Here is a 15,705-nt window from a genome sequence, read left to right as displayed (position 1 = left end):
GGAGTGACGGGGTGAGAGGGGCACCCGGACAGTCGCAAGGGTCGCCTTGCCCGGGCCGGGCGCTTCGGGCTCACCGCGCCCCGCCGACCGGTACGTTCACCACGCGTCGGCTCGCACTCCCTGCGGGCCTCGATCCCGACGGAGGAGCTGCCCGATGATCTCCGCGAACCCCATGGACCCCATGGACCCCGAGGCCGGGGGCTCCGGGCACCCGCCCCTGCTGGACGCACTGACCGATGTGGCCGGGATCCGCGTCGGCCACGCCGAGGTCGCCGGTGCGGGCGCGTTGAGCGGAACGACCGTCGTCCTGGCGCCCGAGGGCGGGGCCGTGGCCGCCGTGGACGTCCGGGGTGGCGGGCCGGGCACCCGGGAGACGGACGCACTGGACCCGCGCGATCTGGTGCAGCGCGTCGACGCCGTCGTCCTCACGGGCGGCAGCGCGTACGGGCTCGACGCCGCGTCCGGTGTGATGGCCTGGCTGGAGGAGCGGGGCCGGGGCGTCCAGGTCGGCGCCGGACCCACCCAGGTGGTGCCGGTCGTTCCGGCCGCCGCCCTCTTCGACCTCGGCCGGGGCGGCGACTGGCGGGCCCGGCCCGACGCGTCGACCGGCCGTGCCGCGGTGGAGGCCGCGGCTGCCACGGGGTCCGGGGAGCCGGTGACCGAGGGCGGCGTGGGCGCGGGCACCGGCGCGATGGCCGGGCAGCTCAAGGGCGGCATCGGCACGGCGAGCACCCGCCTCGCATCCGGGGTCACGGTGGCCGCCCTCGCCGCGGTGAACGCGGCGGGCTCGGTGGTCGACCCCCGGACCGGGGCACTGTTCGGGGAGTACGGGGCCGGGGACCCGCCGGCCTGCCCTTCGGCCGAGGTCCACGCGGCGGCGGAGCGGCGGCTCGCGCGGGAGCGGGAGGCGGCGGAGGCCGGAGGCGGGGCCCCGCCGTTCAACACGACGATCGCGGTCGTCGCCACGGACGCGGACCTGACCCGGGCGCAGGCCCAGAAGCTGGCGGGCACCGCACACGACGGGCTGGCACGCGCGGTGCGCCCGGTCCATCTGCTGACCGACGGGGACACCGTGTTCACGCTGGCCACTGGGCGGGTACGGGTGCCACCCGGGGACCCGGCCGCCGTCAACGAGATCCTGGCAGCGGGCGCCGACGTCCTGGCGCGAGCCGTCGTGAAGGCCGTGCGCGCGGCCCGGAGCACCGAGGTGCCGGGCGGCAGGCTCCTCTCGTACACCGAGCTGTATGGCGGCTAGCGCTACGGAGCCGTACGGATGCCCGGCGCCACGGAGGCGTACGGGTGCCGGCGCCCGATCCGAACGGCGGCATCCCGGGGGGCGCGCGGCGCGAGCAGGGGGCGCGTGGGCGGCCGACTCGTCTTCTGCGTAAGGGAGTTCACCCCAACCGCCCGAAATGCACCGGGAACACGCGGGGAACTTTCGGCGTGCGCCCTACGTTTTTACCAACCCCGGTCACGATGTCGGACCCAGGGACTACGTTAAGCACGCATCAAGTAACACGCGGCGACGGCCTGGAGACACCACCTTGAGCGATCCGTACGAGACAACCGAGCACCACCTCGACCGACTCCTGCGACGCGCCCTCAACTCCTTCGACCTTCCCGACAGCACGGTCGGCCGCCTCGGCACCGCGCTAGCCCACAGCAGTTCGCTGCACTCCTCGCACCACAGTTCCGTGCTGCACCGCGAGACCTACCGTCACACGTATCTCCTCTCGGACGGCTCCGCCCTCACCCTGTGGGAGCTGGTGCACAGCGGGGGCCGGGACATGCGGACACCGCGTCGGCACGAGTTGTACGACGACGAGGGAGACGCTCGCATCGCCGCGTCCCGGCTCGCTGGAAGCCTCTCCGACCCCCCGGCCTTCGGCGACGAGGGGGTGCGGGAGGGCCAGGGCGATCCGGAGATGCTGACGGTCCTGATGTCCGCCCCGCCGGCGCCGCTCCCCCGGACGTACGCCCCCGACAACTCCGCGGACCACGCCCGCCGGGTGCTGCGCCGCGCGGAGAACGCCGACCGGCCGGGCGAGCAGAAGACACAGCTGCTCCGGTCGGCGTTCGCCCACCACATCACCCAGATCTTCGGGCGTCAGTGCCGTGTCGACGGCCGCCCGGCCGGATTCACGCTCTACGAGCACGCGTTCCTCCTGCTGGACGGCAACGAGACGAGCCTGTGGGAGGTCGAGCACACGGCGACGCCCGACGGCCGCCACATGTGCGAGGTGTACGAGAACGAGCACACCGCCCGTGCGGCGATGGAGAGCCGCACCCGGATCTGCTGACCCGGACCGCTGTGACCGGCCGATCCAGGGTCCCCGCCGAGCCGGGGTCCCCGCCGAGCCGGGGTCCCCGCCGAGCCGGGGTCCCCGCCGAGCCGGGGTCCCCGCCGAGGCCGGTCACAGCGGGGGGCCGGTCACGGGGCGGGGGGCCGGTCGCGCCGCCCGAGCGGTACCGGTCGCGCCGCCCACGCGGATCAGTTCGCACCGCCCTCCACGTTCGCGCCGCCCTCGACGTGGGCCTCGCCCTTGACGTGGGCGCGCTGCCGGGCGGGCAGTGCGAACATCACCAGGAAGATCACCGAGAGCGCCCCGGCAACCCACCACAGCGACTGCTGGAACGCGTCGACGAACGCCGGGCCGACCTCTTCGAGGGCCAGTCGATCGCCGATCGCCCCGAAGAAGACGACGGAGACCAGACCGAGGCCGAGCGCCATCCCCATCTGCTGCACGGTGTTGATCAGCCCGGACGCCGAACCGGCGTGCTCCTTGGGCACTTCGGAGAGCACGGCGTCGGTCAGCGGAGCCACGATCAGCCCCATCCCCGCACCCATGACCACCAGCGGGACGGCCATCTGCCAGGACGTGATGCCCATGCCGTAGTGCTCGCTCTCCCAGAGGTAGATCAGCAGTCCGGCGATCATGAGGAGCGCACCGCTCTGGAGGACCTTGCGGCCGAAGCGGGGCACGAGCCTCTGCACGGAGATCCCGGCGGCCACCGAGACGGCGACGGAGAAGGGGATGCCCGTCGTGCCGGCGCGCAGCGCGCTCCAGCCGAGACCCATCTGCATGTACAGGGTCCAGACCAGGAAGAAGATGCCGAGGCCGACGCCGAACGTCAGTTGCACGGCGATGCCGGCGGCGAAGCTCTTGATCCGGAACAGGGACAGCTCGATCAGCGGCGAGCCGTCCGTCAGCGCCTTCCGCCGCTGGTGGAGGACCAGTGCCCCGAAGACGAACAGGCTTCCCACCATTGCCAGATGGCCCCAGAGCGGCCAGCCCAGCTCGTGTCCCCGGGTGAGCGGGTAGATGAGCATCAGCATCGCCAGCGTGATCAGGGCGACGCCGGGCAGGTCGAGGCGGACGGCCCTGGGGGCCTTCGACTCGGTGATGAACTTCGCGCCGAGAAGCAGCCCGGCGATGCCGACGGGCAGGTTGATCAGGAAGATCGGCCGCCAGCCGAGCCCGAAGAGATCCCACTCGGTGAGCAGCGCGCCCAGCAGCGGACCGGATACCGCGCCGAGCCCGACGATGGCACCGAAGAGCCCGAAGACCTTGCCGCGCTCGTGCGCGGGGAAGGTGGTGTGCACGATCGACAACACCTGCGGCACCATCAGCGCGGCCGTGGCGCCCTGGAGGATACGCGCCACGACCAGGATCTCGGGGCTGCCCGCGAAGCCGCACAGGGCGGAGGCGAGCGTGAATCCGCCGATGCCGATGAGGAAGAGCCGTTTGCGCCCGTAGATGTCGCCGAGCCGGCCGCCCGTGATCAGACCGGCCGCGAACGCGAGGGCGTAACCGGCGGTGATCCACTGGATCGCGGAGACCGAAGCCCCGGTCTCGCGCTGGATGCTGGGGATCGCGACGTTGACGATCGTGACGTCGACCAGGTCCATGAAGGCGGCGGTCATCACGATGGCGAGCGCGAACCAGCGCCGCCGGTCGGCCGGGGTGGGTCCGGCCTCGTCCGGTGTCCCCACTGATACCGACGGGGGTACGGCCGACGACTTCCCCAGTACCGGTGGTGCGGGTGGTACGGGAGTGATGGGTTGTGTGGGAGGTGCGAGGTGCGGCGCCGTGGGCATCGGGGCCGACGGGGGTGTGGAAGAAGGCATGGGAGGAACCTATGGATCCATCAGGTCAGATCATGACCTGATGGTCCGGCATCCTGAAGCCATGTCCGACACCCCGGCACGACTGCTGAAACTGTTGTCGCTCCTCCAGACCCCCCGCGAGTGGCCGGGCGGCGAGCTGGCCGAGCGGCTCGACGTCAGTCCGCGCACGATCCGCCGCGATATCGACCGACTGCGTGACCTGGGCTACCCGGTCGAGGCCTCACGCGGCTCCGTCGGCGGATATCGCCTGGTGGCGGGCGCCGCCATGCCGCCCCTCCTGCTGGACGACGAGGAGGCGGTGGCCATCGCGGTGGGGCTACGGGCCGGGGCGGGGCACGCGATCGAGGGCGTCGACGAGGCCTCCGTACGGGCGCTGGCGAAGCTGGAACAGGTGCTCCCCTCCCGGCTGCGGCACCAGGTCTCCGCGCTGCAGAACGCCACGGTGCCACTGACCCGGGGCGACGGCGCCACCATCGAGCCGCGGACCCTGACGACGCTGGCCTCGGCGGCCACCGGGCGGGAGCGGCTGAGGTTCGCGTACCTCAGCGGCGACGGCACCCGGACGAAGCGGCAGGTCGAGCCGTACCGGCTGGTGAGCACCGGGCAGCGCTGGTACCTGGTGGCGTACGACCTCGGCCGGGAGGACTGGCGTACGTTCCGGGTGGACCGGGTCGGCGAGCCGTACGCGACAGGGGCGCGGTTCGTGCCGAGGCCACTGCCCGTCGAGGGCGCGGGGAGCGACGCGGGGATTGGGGACGCGGCGAAGTACCTGGCCCGGTCGATGAGGCGGATGCAGCCGGAGTTGTGCCTCGACGTGTGGTTCGGGGCGCCGGCGGAGTTCGTGGCGGCGCGGCTGCCCGCGCACCTCGGGACGCCGGAGCCGGACGGGGAGGGCGGTTGCCGGCTGCGGACCTCGTGCGCCGATTCGCTGGAGTGGGTGGCGCTGCGGCTGGCGTTGGTGGACTGCGAGTTCTCCGCGCTGGGGCCGCCGCGGCTGGTGGCGTACCTGGAGAGCCTCGGCGCCCGGCTGACCCGCGCGGCCGGGCGCCCGGAGCCGGCCACCGGCTGATCCGGAACAGGGGTGAGCCCCGACGCCGGGGGGGGGTGGGCGCCGGGGCTCAGCTCAGGGACCGGTAAAAACCGGTCGGGTGACCGGAATGACCCGGTCGGTCAGCCGGTGCGAACCGGCTTGATGGGGAGATTACGGGTTATTGGCTCACGCCGCAGCGTCAAAGCCCGTGTCGTGAGCCATTCGCTTCAATTCGAGCAGTGCGTGCTTCTCTATCTGGCGGATCCGCTCCCGTGTGAGGCCGTGCTGCTTGCCCACTTCGGTCAGCGTCCGCTCCCGGCCGTCCTCGATGCCGTACCGCATCTTGATGATCGAGGCGGTCCTGTTGTCGAGCTTGCCGATCAGGTCCTCCAGCTCCTCGCTGCGGAGCAGGGTCATCACGGACTGCTCGGGCGAGATGGCGGAGGTGTCCTCCAGCAGGTCGCCGAACTGGGTGTCGCCGTTGTCGTCCACGGCCATGTTGAGGCTGACCGGGTCGCGGGCCCAGTCCAGCACGTTGCCGACGCGCTCGGCGTTGGAGTCGAGCTCGGCCGCGATCTCCGTGTGCTCCGGGTCGCGCCCGTGCTCGCGGTTGAACTCGCGCTGGACCCGGCGGATCCGGCCGAGCTCCTCCACCAGGTGGACGGGGAGCCGGATCGTGCGGGACTGGTCGGCGATGGACCGGGTGATGGCCTGCCGGATCCACCAGGTGGCGTATGTGGAGAACTTGAAGCCCTTGGCGTAGTCGAACTTCTCGACCGCGCGCACCAGGCCCGCGTTGCCCTCCTGGATCAGGTCGAGCAGGGGGAGCCCCGCGCGCGGGTAGCGGCGGGCCACGGCGACGACGAGCCGGAGGTTGGAACGGATGAATATGTCCTTGGCGCGCTCGCCCTCGGCGACCAGCGCCTCCAGCTCCTCACGCTTCGCGTCACCGGCGGTGCTCTCCACCTCACCGTCGAGGATCCGCTGGGCGAAGACGCCCGCCTCGATGGTCTGGGAGAGGTCGACTTCCTTGGCGGCGTCGAGCAGCGGTGTGCGGGCGATCTCGTCCAGGTACATGCCGACCAGGTCGCGATCGGCGATTTCCCCGCCCACGGCGCGAACACTGCCTGCCCGGCCGGACCCACCGGAGGCGGTGGACGTACGACGGGCGACGGCACGGGTTGCCATGCGTGCTCCCTTGCTGAGTAGGTCGCGACACCCTTTCGAGGTGCCCTGCATCCGATGGAAACAACGACTGGAATCCGGACAGAATTCCCATGCCGCACATTCACTTTCGTGATCATGCAGTACCCTGTCCGGCGCCGACCGCTGGATACCGCTTCCGGACTCCGCCGGACGCGCAGGTCAGAGCCGGTAGCGGGACGATGCGGCCCCTTTGCGGCTCTCCGGCCGGATACCCGGAATCGGCCCGTGCATGAGACCGCACTCACATGCGCGTCCGCTTCCCCGCCTCGCCCCGGCCGCCCGGCGCCCGGAGGGCCGTGCTCCCGCACAGGAAGACGGCCGGGGCGGCGTTCGGGTTGCTCAGGGTGTTCGGGGACACCCCGGACCGAAGGGCCCGGGCTCCGGGACGTACGACCGCCGACCGATCAGGCCGGTGACCGGGGCCCGGAGGACCTGGGACCACGGTCCGGGACCGGCACAGAGTGCCGACGCGGGGCGGGAACAGGGTGCCGACGCGGGGCGGGGGGGGCCACCGGTCCGCTTCGGAACGGCCGGATCGTTCAGGAGTGGTCGCGGAGCGCCCCGAGACCACTCGCCGGCGGCCCCGGAGCTCTCCCGCCGCGCCCGGAACCCTCAGCCGAACTGCACCGAGCGCTTCGCCAGCCCCATCCAGAAGCCGTCGATGACGCTGCGCCCCCGGTCCAGCTCGCCCTCGGCCGCGCCCAGCGTCACGAACAGCGGCGCGAAGTGCTCGGTGCGCGGGTGGGCCAGCTTCCCGGCCGGGGACGTGTGCTCGAAGTCGATCAGTGCGTCGACGTCCTGGGCCCGCAGCGCGCGGTCGCCCCAGTCGTCGAACTCCGCCGACCAACCGGGAACGCCGCCGCCCCGGTGCCGCAGAGCGGCCAGGTTGTGGGTGAAGAAGCCGCTGCCGACGATGAGCACGCCTTCGTCGCGCAGGGGGGCGAGCTTGCGCCCGATGCTCATCAGCTTCTGCGGGTCGAGGGTCGGCAGGGAGATCTGGAGTACGGGGATGCCGGCGTCCGGGAACATCTCCACCAGCGGTACGTACGCACCGTGGTCAAGGCCGCGGTCCGGAATGTCCTGGACCGGCGTACCGGCGCCGCGCAGCAACTTGCGGACGCTGTCGGCGAGCCGGGGCGCGCCCGGGGCTCCGTAACGCACCCCGTAATAGTGCTCGGGAAAGCCCCAGAAGTCGTACACGAGCGGCACGGTCTCGGTGGCGCCCAGCGCGAGCGGGGCCTCCTCCCAGTGGGCGGAGACCATCAGGATCGCGCGGGGGCGGGGCAGCCCCGCGGACCAGGCGGCGAGTTCGCCGGGCCAGACGGGGTCGTCGGCCAGCGGCGGTGCGCCGTGCGAGAGGTAGAGGGCGGGCATCCGCTCCGCGGTGGCTGTCATGGCACTCCCATCCACTGGACACGGCCCCGGGGCGACGGGCGCCGCGCAGGGCGGCGCACGTGCACCGGATCCGGTCACGAACTCTTCCGAGCAGGAGTTCCCCGAGGTCATCCGGGGGATCGTTGTTCAGGGGCCCTGCGAAACTCCTTCGGATCCCCTGCGGGGAACTCTCGGGGCAGGCTTCTTGAATCTTCAAGTTCCTACCTCCGGAGACCTTAGCCCTATCTAGTTAAACTTTCAAGAAAAGGCCGTACAGTGGAATACATGACCACGGCATCCACCAGCGCGCCGCGCTGGCTCACCGACGAGGAGCAGCACGCCTGGCGCGCTTATCTGCATGCCACCACGCTGCTGGAGGATCACCTCGATCGCCAGTTGCAGCGCGATGCCGGCATGCCGCACACCTACTACGGACTGCTCGTCCAGCTCTCGCAGGCCCCCCGCCACCGGATGCGGATGACGGAACTGGCCCGGAACGCGAAGATCACCCGTTCCCGCCTCTCGCACGCCGTCGCCCGGCTGGAGAAGAACGGCTGGGTGCGTCGCGAGGACTGCCCCTCCGACAAGCGCGGCCAGAACGCGGTGCTCACCGACGACGGCCACGCAATGCTCCGCCGCTCGGCGCCGGGCCACGTCGAGGCCGTACGGCAGGCGATGTTCGACCGGCTCACGCCCGAGCAGGTGGGCAGTCTCGGGGAGATCATGCGGGTGCTCGCCACCGGCCTGGAGCCGGAGGGCGCGGACGCGGATCTGCCCTGGCTCCGCTGAGCGATCGCTGAGCGGAACCAGGGCTACCGGGGCAGGGGAAGTACCGGGGCGGGGAAGGAGACGCCGTCGTCAGTGGGCGACGACAGGGATCCTGAACTCCTCCTCGGCGCCCGCGTCGGACGCGCCGTCCGTCCCACCCGACCCCGCTCCCGGGCGGCCGGTGTTGATGAGGGCGATCGCGATGGCCGCGGCGGCGACGAGGATGCCGACAGCCCACCAGATCGCGGCGGCGAAACCGCTGACCATGGCCTGGAGTTCCAGGAGCCGCGGGTCCGTGGCGCGGGCCGCGTGATCGGCGACGTACGCGGTGGTGGCGCTCGCGGCGATGGTGTTCAGCAGGGCGGTGCCGATGGCGCCGCCGACCTGCTGCGAGGTGTTGACCATCGCGGAGGCCACCCCCGCGTCACGCGGCTCGATGCCGTGCGTGGCCAGGGACATCGCCGGCATGAACGCCGTGCCCATGCCGAGACCGAGCAGCAGCATGCCGGGCAGGATGACGGCCGCGTAGCTGGTGTTGAGGTCCAGCCGGGTCAGGAGCAGCATGCCGGCCGCGGCGACCAGGAAGCCGGGGCCCATCAGCAGACGCGGCGGGACCCGGGTCATCAGCCGGGTCCCGATCTGGGTGGAGCCGGTGATCATGCCGACGATCATGGGCATGAACGCGAAGCCGGTCTTGACCGGGGAGTAGCCCTTCACGACCTGGAGGTAGTAGGTCAGGAAGAGGAACAGCCCGAACATCGCGATGACGGCGAGACCCAGTGAGAGGTAGACCCCGCCGCGGTTGCGCTCGGTGAGGACGCGCAGCGGCAGCAACGGCGACTTCACGCGCGCCTCGGTCACGACGAAGGCCAGCAGCAGCACGACGGCGGCGACGAACATGGAGACGGTCAGCGTGTCCGACCAGCCGGCCGACTCGGCGCGGGTGAAGCCGTACACCAGGGCGACCAGGCCGAGCGTGGAGAGCACGACGCCGGGGATGTCCAGCGGTGCGCGGTTACGGGCGCCGGAGGGCTCGCGGATCACGAAGTACGCGCCTGCGGCGGCAACGATGGCGAACGGGATGTTGACGAAGAACGTCCAGCGCCAGTTCAGGTACTCGGTGAGGAAGCCGCCGAGGATCAGTCCGACCGCGCCGCCGCCACCGGCGATGGCCCCGTAGATGCCGAACGCCTTGGCGCGCTCCTTGGCGTCGGTGAACATCACGGCGAGGAGGGAGAGGGCGGCCGGGGCGAGCAGGGCGCCGAAGACACCCTGGAGAGCCCGGGAGCCGAACATCATCGCCTCGTTCTGGGCGGCACCGCCGAGCGCGGAGGCCAGCGCGAAGCCGATCAGACCGACGACGAAGGTGCGCTTGCGCCCCCAGAGGTCGGAGATCCGGCCGCCGAAGAGGAGAAGCCCGCCGAAGGCGAGGGCATAGGCGGTGATGACCCACTGCTTGTTGCCGTCGGATATGCCGAGGTCGGTCTGGGCCGAGGGCAGCGCGATGTTCACGATGGTCGCGTCGAGGACGACCATCAGTTGGGCGAGCGCGATGAAGGCCAGGGCTTTCCAGCGACTCGGATCGGGAAGGGCGGTGTCAGCCGTTTTTGACATGGGTGTAGCCACCTAAGGACGTGCGAGGACGCCGAGGCGTCGCGAAGTGGGCGCCGGAGTACGTGCTGGTGCACGCGCGACGGGATGACGTGGGACGCGTAGGGGCGCGCGGGGGCGCGTAGGGACGCACAGGGGCGCGCAGGTGGACACAGCTGGTCCACGTACGCGGGAAGGGCGGGCGCGGGAAGGCGCTTCCCGGTGACGGACAAGCGTCCGGCGGCCGGGGCCGCGCCCGCGAGGTGTTACCGGTGAGGGCGGTAGCGGGCCGGAAGGTTCAGGTCGGTGCGGGCGTCAGGGGCGCCGCAGGTCCTCCAAGGTCGCCGCCGATCCGGGCAGTTCGGAGCGGGCCGGGGTCTCCAGTCCGTCCAGGAACAGTTGCAGATGGCGGTGGGTGAACCGGTCGATGCCCTGGCAGGCGATGCCGGGAAGCGGCCGGGTGAGCTGGGAGAGGGCGACGAGTACGTCACCGACGGCGATGTCGGTACGCAGTCGCCCCGCGGACATGGCGCGCGCCATGAGCCCTTCGACGGCCTCTTCGAGGCGCCGGCGCTCGGCGAGCAGTTCGGGGTGGTCCTTGTCGAAGACGCCGGAGAGCATCGGGCACAGGGCGCCGATCCGTTCGTCGGCGGCCGCGTGCACGAAGCGGCTGAGCGCGGCGAACGGGTCGGGCTCCGCGGCGGTGGCCTCTTCGGCCCGGAGGGTGATGCGGGAGGTGACCGCGAGGACGACCTCGTGGGTGAGGGCGGCGCGGTCGGGGAAGTTCCGGTAGAGCGTGGCGTTGCCGACGCCCGCTCGCCGTGCGACGTCGTCCAGCGCCACGTCCGGTCCGAGCTCCACGAGCAGCTCGCGTGCTGCCGCGACGATCCGCTCACGGTTGCGCAGCGCGTCGGCCCGTGGACGGGGCGACCGGCACGGAGCTGTCGGTGCGGTGCTCTCGGCGGCTGCCGGTGCGGTGCCCTTCACGGCGGCTGCGGGTGCGGCGCTCTTCGCGGCGGTCTCCACGACGACGCTCCTCCCCTTCTTCCTTCTGTGTAGCCGGTCAACCCCCAGCAGTAACCGGGGACTGTTTCCCCGTTTAGCGGGGACACGTATGCAAACGGGGAGAGGCTCCCCGCTTATTTCCCGCCCGAACGTGACCTGGGCCACATCGATTCAGGGAGAAAACCCTCCGATCGGCGCACCCAGCGAGCGGCCCCGCACCACCCGGCACAGGCTGATCGCCAGAGCGCAGTCAGGGGTCGGCCGGCTGCCGCGGACCCCGAAGGCGCCTCTATGCAGCAGCCCCGCCACCGGATACGCAGACACCGCCGCCCGGTCGCCCTGGCCGGAGCGACCGCGCTGGTCATAGCGGCCATGGCCTCGGCCAGCACCACCCTTCCGACCGCCGGCCGCGCCTCGGCGGGCCCGGCGGCCACCAGCCAGGAGTCCACGCTCGCCCCGTGCCGGATCTCCGCCACCATGGGCGTACAGATGTCGGAGGGTCTGCCGACCCCGCCCGGCTACGCCCGGTCGACCGGCGAGATCAAGGCGCTCAACCTGATGATCGACTTCCCGGACGCGGAGGGAACGGAACCGGCGGCGGACCGGTACGCGGAGTTCTTCCCGCAGACCTCCGAGTGGTTCAGGGCCAGCTCCTACGGCCGGCTCGTCTACCGGCCCGAGGCCCCCGTCACGGACTGGCTGCGGATGCCGATGCCCTTCACGGAGTACGGGATAGAGCGCGGCTCACCCTTCGAGCCGGGCTACCGCCAGTTGGTGAAGGACATCGTCGCGGCCGCCGACCCCTTGGTCGACTTCTCCGCGTACGACCTGGTCAACGTCCTGGTCAGCCCGAACGCCGGCCCCTCCGCGCTGGACACCGTGCTCTCGGTGACCTTCTCCGGCAACGACGAGGCCCCGACGGCGGACGGTGTCCCGCTCTCGAACACGTCGTTCGTCTACAGCCGCCAGGACGACGGATCGGGGTCGTACACCGAGACCGGCTACCGCGTCCTGCCGCACGAGAACGGCCACGTCTTCGGGCTGCCCGACCTCTACACGATGGAGGGCGGCGGTTCGGTCGGGCACTGGGACATCATGTCCGAGGACTGGGGCGCCAACAACGACTTCCTGGCCTGGCACAAGTGGAAGCTCGGCTGGCTCGACAACGAGCAGATCAGCTGCGCGTCACAGGCCGGCGTCAGCGAGCACACACTCGGCCCGCTGGCCACCGAGGGCGGCACCAAGCTCGCCTTCGTCCCGCTGAGCGCCCAGTCCGGCTACGCCGTGGAGGTCCGTACGGCGGCGGGCAACGACGAGGCGATCTGCCGGCCGGGGGTGCTGATCTACAAGGTCAGCTCCGACGTGGACACCGGCCAGGGCCCGGTGTCCGTCGCCGACGCCACCGAGGACAGCGGCGGCTGCACCCGGCGCCCCAATGTGCACGCGGAACTGTCCGACGCCCCGTTCCGCCCCGGCCAGACCTTCACCGACCGGGCCAACGGCGTACGGATATCCGTGCTGGACGAGGACGACGACGGCAACTACCGGGTGCGGGTCACCCGCCCGTGAGCGGCCCGGCGTCCGGAGCGCCCCCCGCAGCGGCGCCCTCCGCGAAGGCCCGGAGCCGGTGTTTGAGGAGCTTCCCGGTGGCGTTGCGCGGAAGCTCCTCGTCGGTGAACAGCACCAGGGCGGGCACCTTGAAGGCGGCCAGCCTCCCGCCGATGTGCTCGCGCAGGGCCCCGGCGGTGACCCCGGCCCCGGGGCGCGGCCGGACGACGGCCGCCACCTCCTCCCCCAGCACCGGGTGCGGGATGCCGAGGACGGCGGCGTCGGCCACGTCGGGGTGGTCGTGCAGAACACCCTCGACCTCGACGCAGTACACGTTCTCGCCGCCCCGGATCACCACGTCCTTGAGCCGGTCCACGATGGAGACCCGCCCCTCGCGGCGCACGGCGAGGTCCCCCGTACGGAACCAGCCGCCGTCGCCGAACGCCTCCTCGGTCGCCGCCACGTCCCGCCAGTAGCCGCGGAACAACGACTGGCCGCGCAGCCACAGCTCCCCCGCCTCCCCGTCGGGCAGTTCCTCCCCCGACGGCCCGGTGACCCTCACCTCGGTGACCGGGGTCGGCCGTCCCGCGCCGCCCGGCTCCGCCCGGTACTCGTCCCCGAAGTGCGCGAGGACCCCGCCGCTGGTCTCGGTGAGGCCGTAGCCGTTGCGGGGCTCGACGCGTTCGCCGTACCGGGAGGTGAGGCGGGTGACCAGGGCGGGCGGGGCGGGGGCTCCGCCGGTGCTGAACAGCGTGAGGCTCTCCAGCCCGTCCCCGGTCCGCTCTGCGGCCTCCAGCAGCTGGAGCCCGGTGGTGGGGACCCCGGCGAAGTGCGTGACGCGGTGCGCCCGGATCAGCCGCAGCGCCTCGTCCGCGTCCCACTTGTGCATCAGGACGAGGGTGCCGCCGGCCGCCATCGCACCGTAGAAGCCGGTGAACGCGGCGACGTGGAAGAACGGGAACGTCATCAGGGAGACGGGGGCGGGCCCCTGCCCCGGGATGACGCCACGCGCCAGCGCGGAGGCCGCCGCGTGGTAGCGGGGGTTCAGCGCGGCCGCGGCCTGGGCGAGATGGGTGGCCACCGCACCCTTGGGCCGGCCGGTCGTGCCGGAGGTGTACAGAATCGTGGCGTCGTCCTCGGGCCGGGGCTCCACGTCGGGCGGCGCGGCCAGCGGGTCGGGCGCGGGGAACTCCTCGTACCGCTCGACGCGCAGCCCCTTTGCCCCCTGTTCCTCGCCGTGGAAGAGGACGACGCGCGTCCCGGTCCGCCGGGCCCAGCCGGAGACCCGCCCCAGCCGCTCCCCGTCCACGAGGAGCACCCCGGGCTCGCAGTCCTCCAGAGCCTGGACGAACTCGTCCTCGGTCCACCAGGCGTTGAGCGGTACGGCGACGAGCCCGGCCAACTGGGCCGCCCAGAAGGCGATCTGCCACTCGGGATGGTTCCGCATCGCGATCACGGCCCGGTCGCCGGAGCGCAGCCCGTACCGCTCCCGCAGACATACGGCGAGGGCGGATGCGGCGGCGAAGAACTCGGCGTAGGAGTACCGCTGTTCGCCGGCGATGAGGAACGGCGTGTCCCGGTAGGCCCAGGTGGTCTCCACGAACTCCCGGAGCGTACGGGGCCCGTCGGCGTACTCCGGCGTCCCCTGCTCGCCGATGACCACGGCGAAGGGCGCACCGGGCGCGGTGAGGGAGGCCTCGACGCGCGCGGCGCGCCGGGCGCGTTCCGCAGGGGCCACGGCGTCTTCGGGGGCCGAGGGCGGGGACGGGTGGGTATGCGGCACGGACGGCCTCTCTCGCGCTGACGCTGACACTGCTACTGCTACTGCTGGTACTGGTACTGGTACTGGTACCCGAAACGCTATGCGGACGGGGGCACAGCGCCAAGGCCGAGGAGGAGACCGTGCCGGGTGACGCAGCTGACGTCGACGATCGCGGAGTCGGCCGACTGAAGATCTGCCCACCGCGATGAAGTACGGCGACCCAGCCGGCCTGGTCACGGCGGAGGACGCGGTTGGCCACGCCCTGGAGTTCGGAGAGGCGGCTGCGGGCATCAGGAACGTCGCTGCCGATCCGGGGAAGACCTTCCGCCGCGCCCGCCGCGCCTCCTCCTTGACGGGAGTCACCCCGGAGCCCTGCCCATCCACCTCGACTTCGCCCGGATGATCAGTTCAACCGCCCTCGGCACGGCCGGTGCGCTTCACAGATGCCCTTACCCGGCCACGGACGGCCACGCGACCATCCCCCTGCCGCCGGGCGGGGTAACCGCCTCGCCCGCACACCCCCACCCGCTACACTGACGGCGGTGCGCCAGTCCGCTGCCGCACCGCTGGATCAGTGGGCCGATGTGTCCGGGATCGCGGCTTCCGCCGCCGTTTCCTACACATTTCCCAACAGATCCCCGCCTTCGTAGCTCAGGGGATAGAGCACCGCTCTCCTAAAGCGGGTGTCGCAGGTTCGAATCCTGCCGGGGGCACGCTAAAGCAGCAGGTCAGAGGCCCTGTCGTCCATAAGGGCGGCAGGGCCTCCGGCGTGCGGCACACATTCAGCACACATCCGCGTGTGCTTCAGGTGTGGGGAGCTGTGCCCGATGGCCCCGAAGGACGAGCTGGCCCGGCGCCGCTACGAGTATCTGGTCGACCGCTTGGAAGGGCTCCTGCGGGCAAGCCTGAAGCCGGAGTACGCGGGGTACTACGGGCAGCTGATCCTCGGTGCCGAGCGCCTGGAGGAGCTGGGCGACCTCCAGGACGTGCGGCGGGCGGCGCGCGAGGCCGGGAGCCGTCCGGGCTGAAAGACGATCAGGTGGCTGGTCGGCGGCCGGTTGTTCGTGCTCGATGATCGCGAGGTCCCCGAAGAGATCGAGAAGCGCGCCGGAGACGCGGCTGCCAAGGCAATGGACCGGCCTGGCGGGAGGACCCTTGAGGCGGGCCAGCCTGCCCGAACCCGAGGCGGTGCTCGCCGAGACCGAATGGGCCGCCTTGGAGCACGCGTACGAACCCTCGACGGACACCCCCGCGCACCTCGTCGGACTCTTGGACGCCGATCAGGGCGTGAGA

At 71.8% G+C, this 15,705-nt stretch carries 12 protein-coding genes and 1 tRNA gene; 7 read left to right on the top strand and 6 right to left on the bottom strand.

The window, feature by feature from the left end; all coding sequences use genetic code 11:
- The first annotated feature begins 154 nt into the window (after positions 1-154).
- Entirely contained in the window at positions 155-1,255 is a 1,101-nt protein-coding gene (locus ACZ60Q_RS29385; protein WP_469640517.1) for a P1 family peptidase, read from the top strand.
- A gap of 289 nt (positions 1,256-1,544) precedes the next feature.
- Entirely contained in the window at positions 1,545-2,300 is a 756-nt protein-coding gene (locus ACZ60Q_RS29380) for a DUF6227 family protein (RefSeq protein WP_469640515.1), read from the top strand.
- 191 nt (positions 2,301-2,491) lie between these two features.
- On the opposite strand, the gene ACZ60Q_RS29375 is transcribed toward ACZ60Q_RS29380, so the two are convergent.
- Positions 2,492-3,925 carry an MFS transporter gene (locus tag ACZ60Q_RS29375; RefSeq protein WP_469640579.1) on the bottom strand — a complete coding sequence of 478 codons (1,434 nt, stop codon included), beginning with the start codon at positions 3,923-3,925 and terminating at the stop codon, positions 2,492-2,494.
- A gap of 265 nt (positions 3,926-4,190) precedes the next feature.
- On the opposite strand from ACZ60Q_RS29375, the gene ACZ60Q_RS29370 reads away from it, so the two are divergent.
- On the top strand, positions 4,191-5,198 hold the full coding sequence (locus ACZ60Q_RS29370; protein ID WP_469640513.1) for a helix-turn-helix transcriptional regulator: 1,008 nt from the start codon (positions 4,191-4,193) through the stop codon (positions 5,196-5,198).
- Between the two features lie 147 nt (positions 5,199-5,345).
- On the opposite strand, the gene ACZ60Q_RS29365 is transcribed toward ACZ60Q_RS29370, so the two are convergent.
- Together ACZ60Q_RS29365 and ACZ60Q_RS29360 are read right to left on the bottom strand one after the other, a co-directional pair.
- Complete coding sequence (locus ACZ60Q_RS29365) at positions 5,346-6,347, bottom strand: sigma-70 family RNA polymerase sigma factor (RefSeq protein WP_469640511.1); 1,002 nt, start codon at positions 6,345-6,347, stop codon at positions 5,346-5,348.
- Between the two features lie 630 nt (positions 6,348-6,977).
- Positions 6,978-7,760 (bottom strand): dioxygenase family protein, encoded by a 783-nt coding sequence (locus tag ACZ60Q_RS29360; protein WP_469640510.1) that lies wholly within the window; start codon positions 7,758-7,760, stop codon positions 6,978-6,980.
- A 255-nt stretch (positions 7,761-8,015) separates the two neighbouring features.
- Between ACZ60Q_RS29360 and ACZ60Q_RS29355 the strand changes: the two genes are divergently transcribed.
- Entirely contained in the window at positions 8,016-8,528 is a 513-nt protein-coding gene (locus ACZ60Q_RS29355) for a MarR family winged helix-turn-helix transcriptional regulator (RefSeq protein ID WP_469640508.1), read from the top strand.
- Positions 8,529-8,597: 69 nt separating this feature from the next.
- Here ACZ60Q_RS29355 and ACZ60Q_RS29350 read toward each other — a convergent pair whose 3' ends face one another.
- Positions 8,598-10,121, bottom strand: a complete 1,524-nt coding sequence (locus ACZ60Q_RS29350) for an MFS transporter (RefSeq protein WP_469640506.1) — start codon at positions 10,119-10,121, stop codon at positions 8,598-8,600.
- A 291-nt stretch (positions 10,122-10,412) separates the two neighbouring features.
- Positions 10,413-11,084, bottom strand: a complete 672-nt coding sequence (locus ACZ60Q_RS29345; protein ID WP_469640577.1) for a TetR/AcrR family transcriptional regulator — start codon at positions 11,082-11,084, stop codon at positions 10,413-10,415.
- Between the two features lie 309 nt (positions 11,085-11,393).
- On the opposite strand from ACZ60Q_RS29345, the gene ACZ60Q_RS29340 reads away from it, so the two are divergent.
- The gene (locus ACZ60Q_RS29340) at positions 11,394-12,671 is read left to right on the top strand and encodes a M6 family metalloprotease domain-containing protein (RefSeq protein WP_469640504.1); all 1,278 of its coding nucleotides are present in this window, start codon (positions 11,394-11,396) and stop codon (positions 12,669-12,671) included.
- On the opposite strand, the gene ACZ60Q_RS29335 is transcribed toward ACZ60Q_RS29340, so the two are convergent.
- Complete coding sequence (locus tag ACZ60Q_RS29335) at positions 12,658-14,433, bottom strand: class I adenylate-forming enzyme family protein (protein ID WP_469640502.1); 1,776 nt, start codon at positions 14,431-14,433, stop codon at positions 12,658-12,660. The two genes, ACZ60Q_RS29340 and ACZ60Q_RS29335, sit on opposite strands and share 14 nt — an antisense overlap.
- A 619-nt stretch (positions 14,434-15,052) precedes the next feature.
- On the opposite strand from ACZ60Q_RS29335, the gene ACZ60Q_RS29330 reads away from it, so the two are divergent.
- Positions 15,053-15,125, top strand: a tRNA-Arg gene (locus ACZ60Q_RS29330).
- Positions 15,126-15,239: 114 nt separating this feature from the next.
- The gene (locus tag ACZ60Q_RS29325; RefSeq protein WP_469640500.1) at positions 15,240-15,440 is read left to right on the top strand and encodes a hypothetical protein; all 201 of its coding nucleotides are present in this window, start codon (positions 15,240-15,242) and stop codon (positions 15,438-15,440) included.
- Positions 15,441-15,705 lie beyond the last annotated feature (265 nt).

This window comes from Streptomyces sp. NPDC104313, assembly GCF_055583985.1.
Note: the sequence above shows the minus strand (reverse complement) of the source record. Positions and strands in the feature narration are given on the sequence as shown.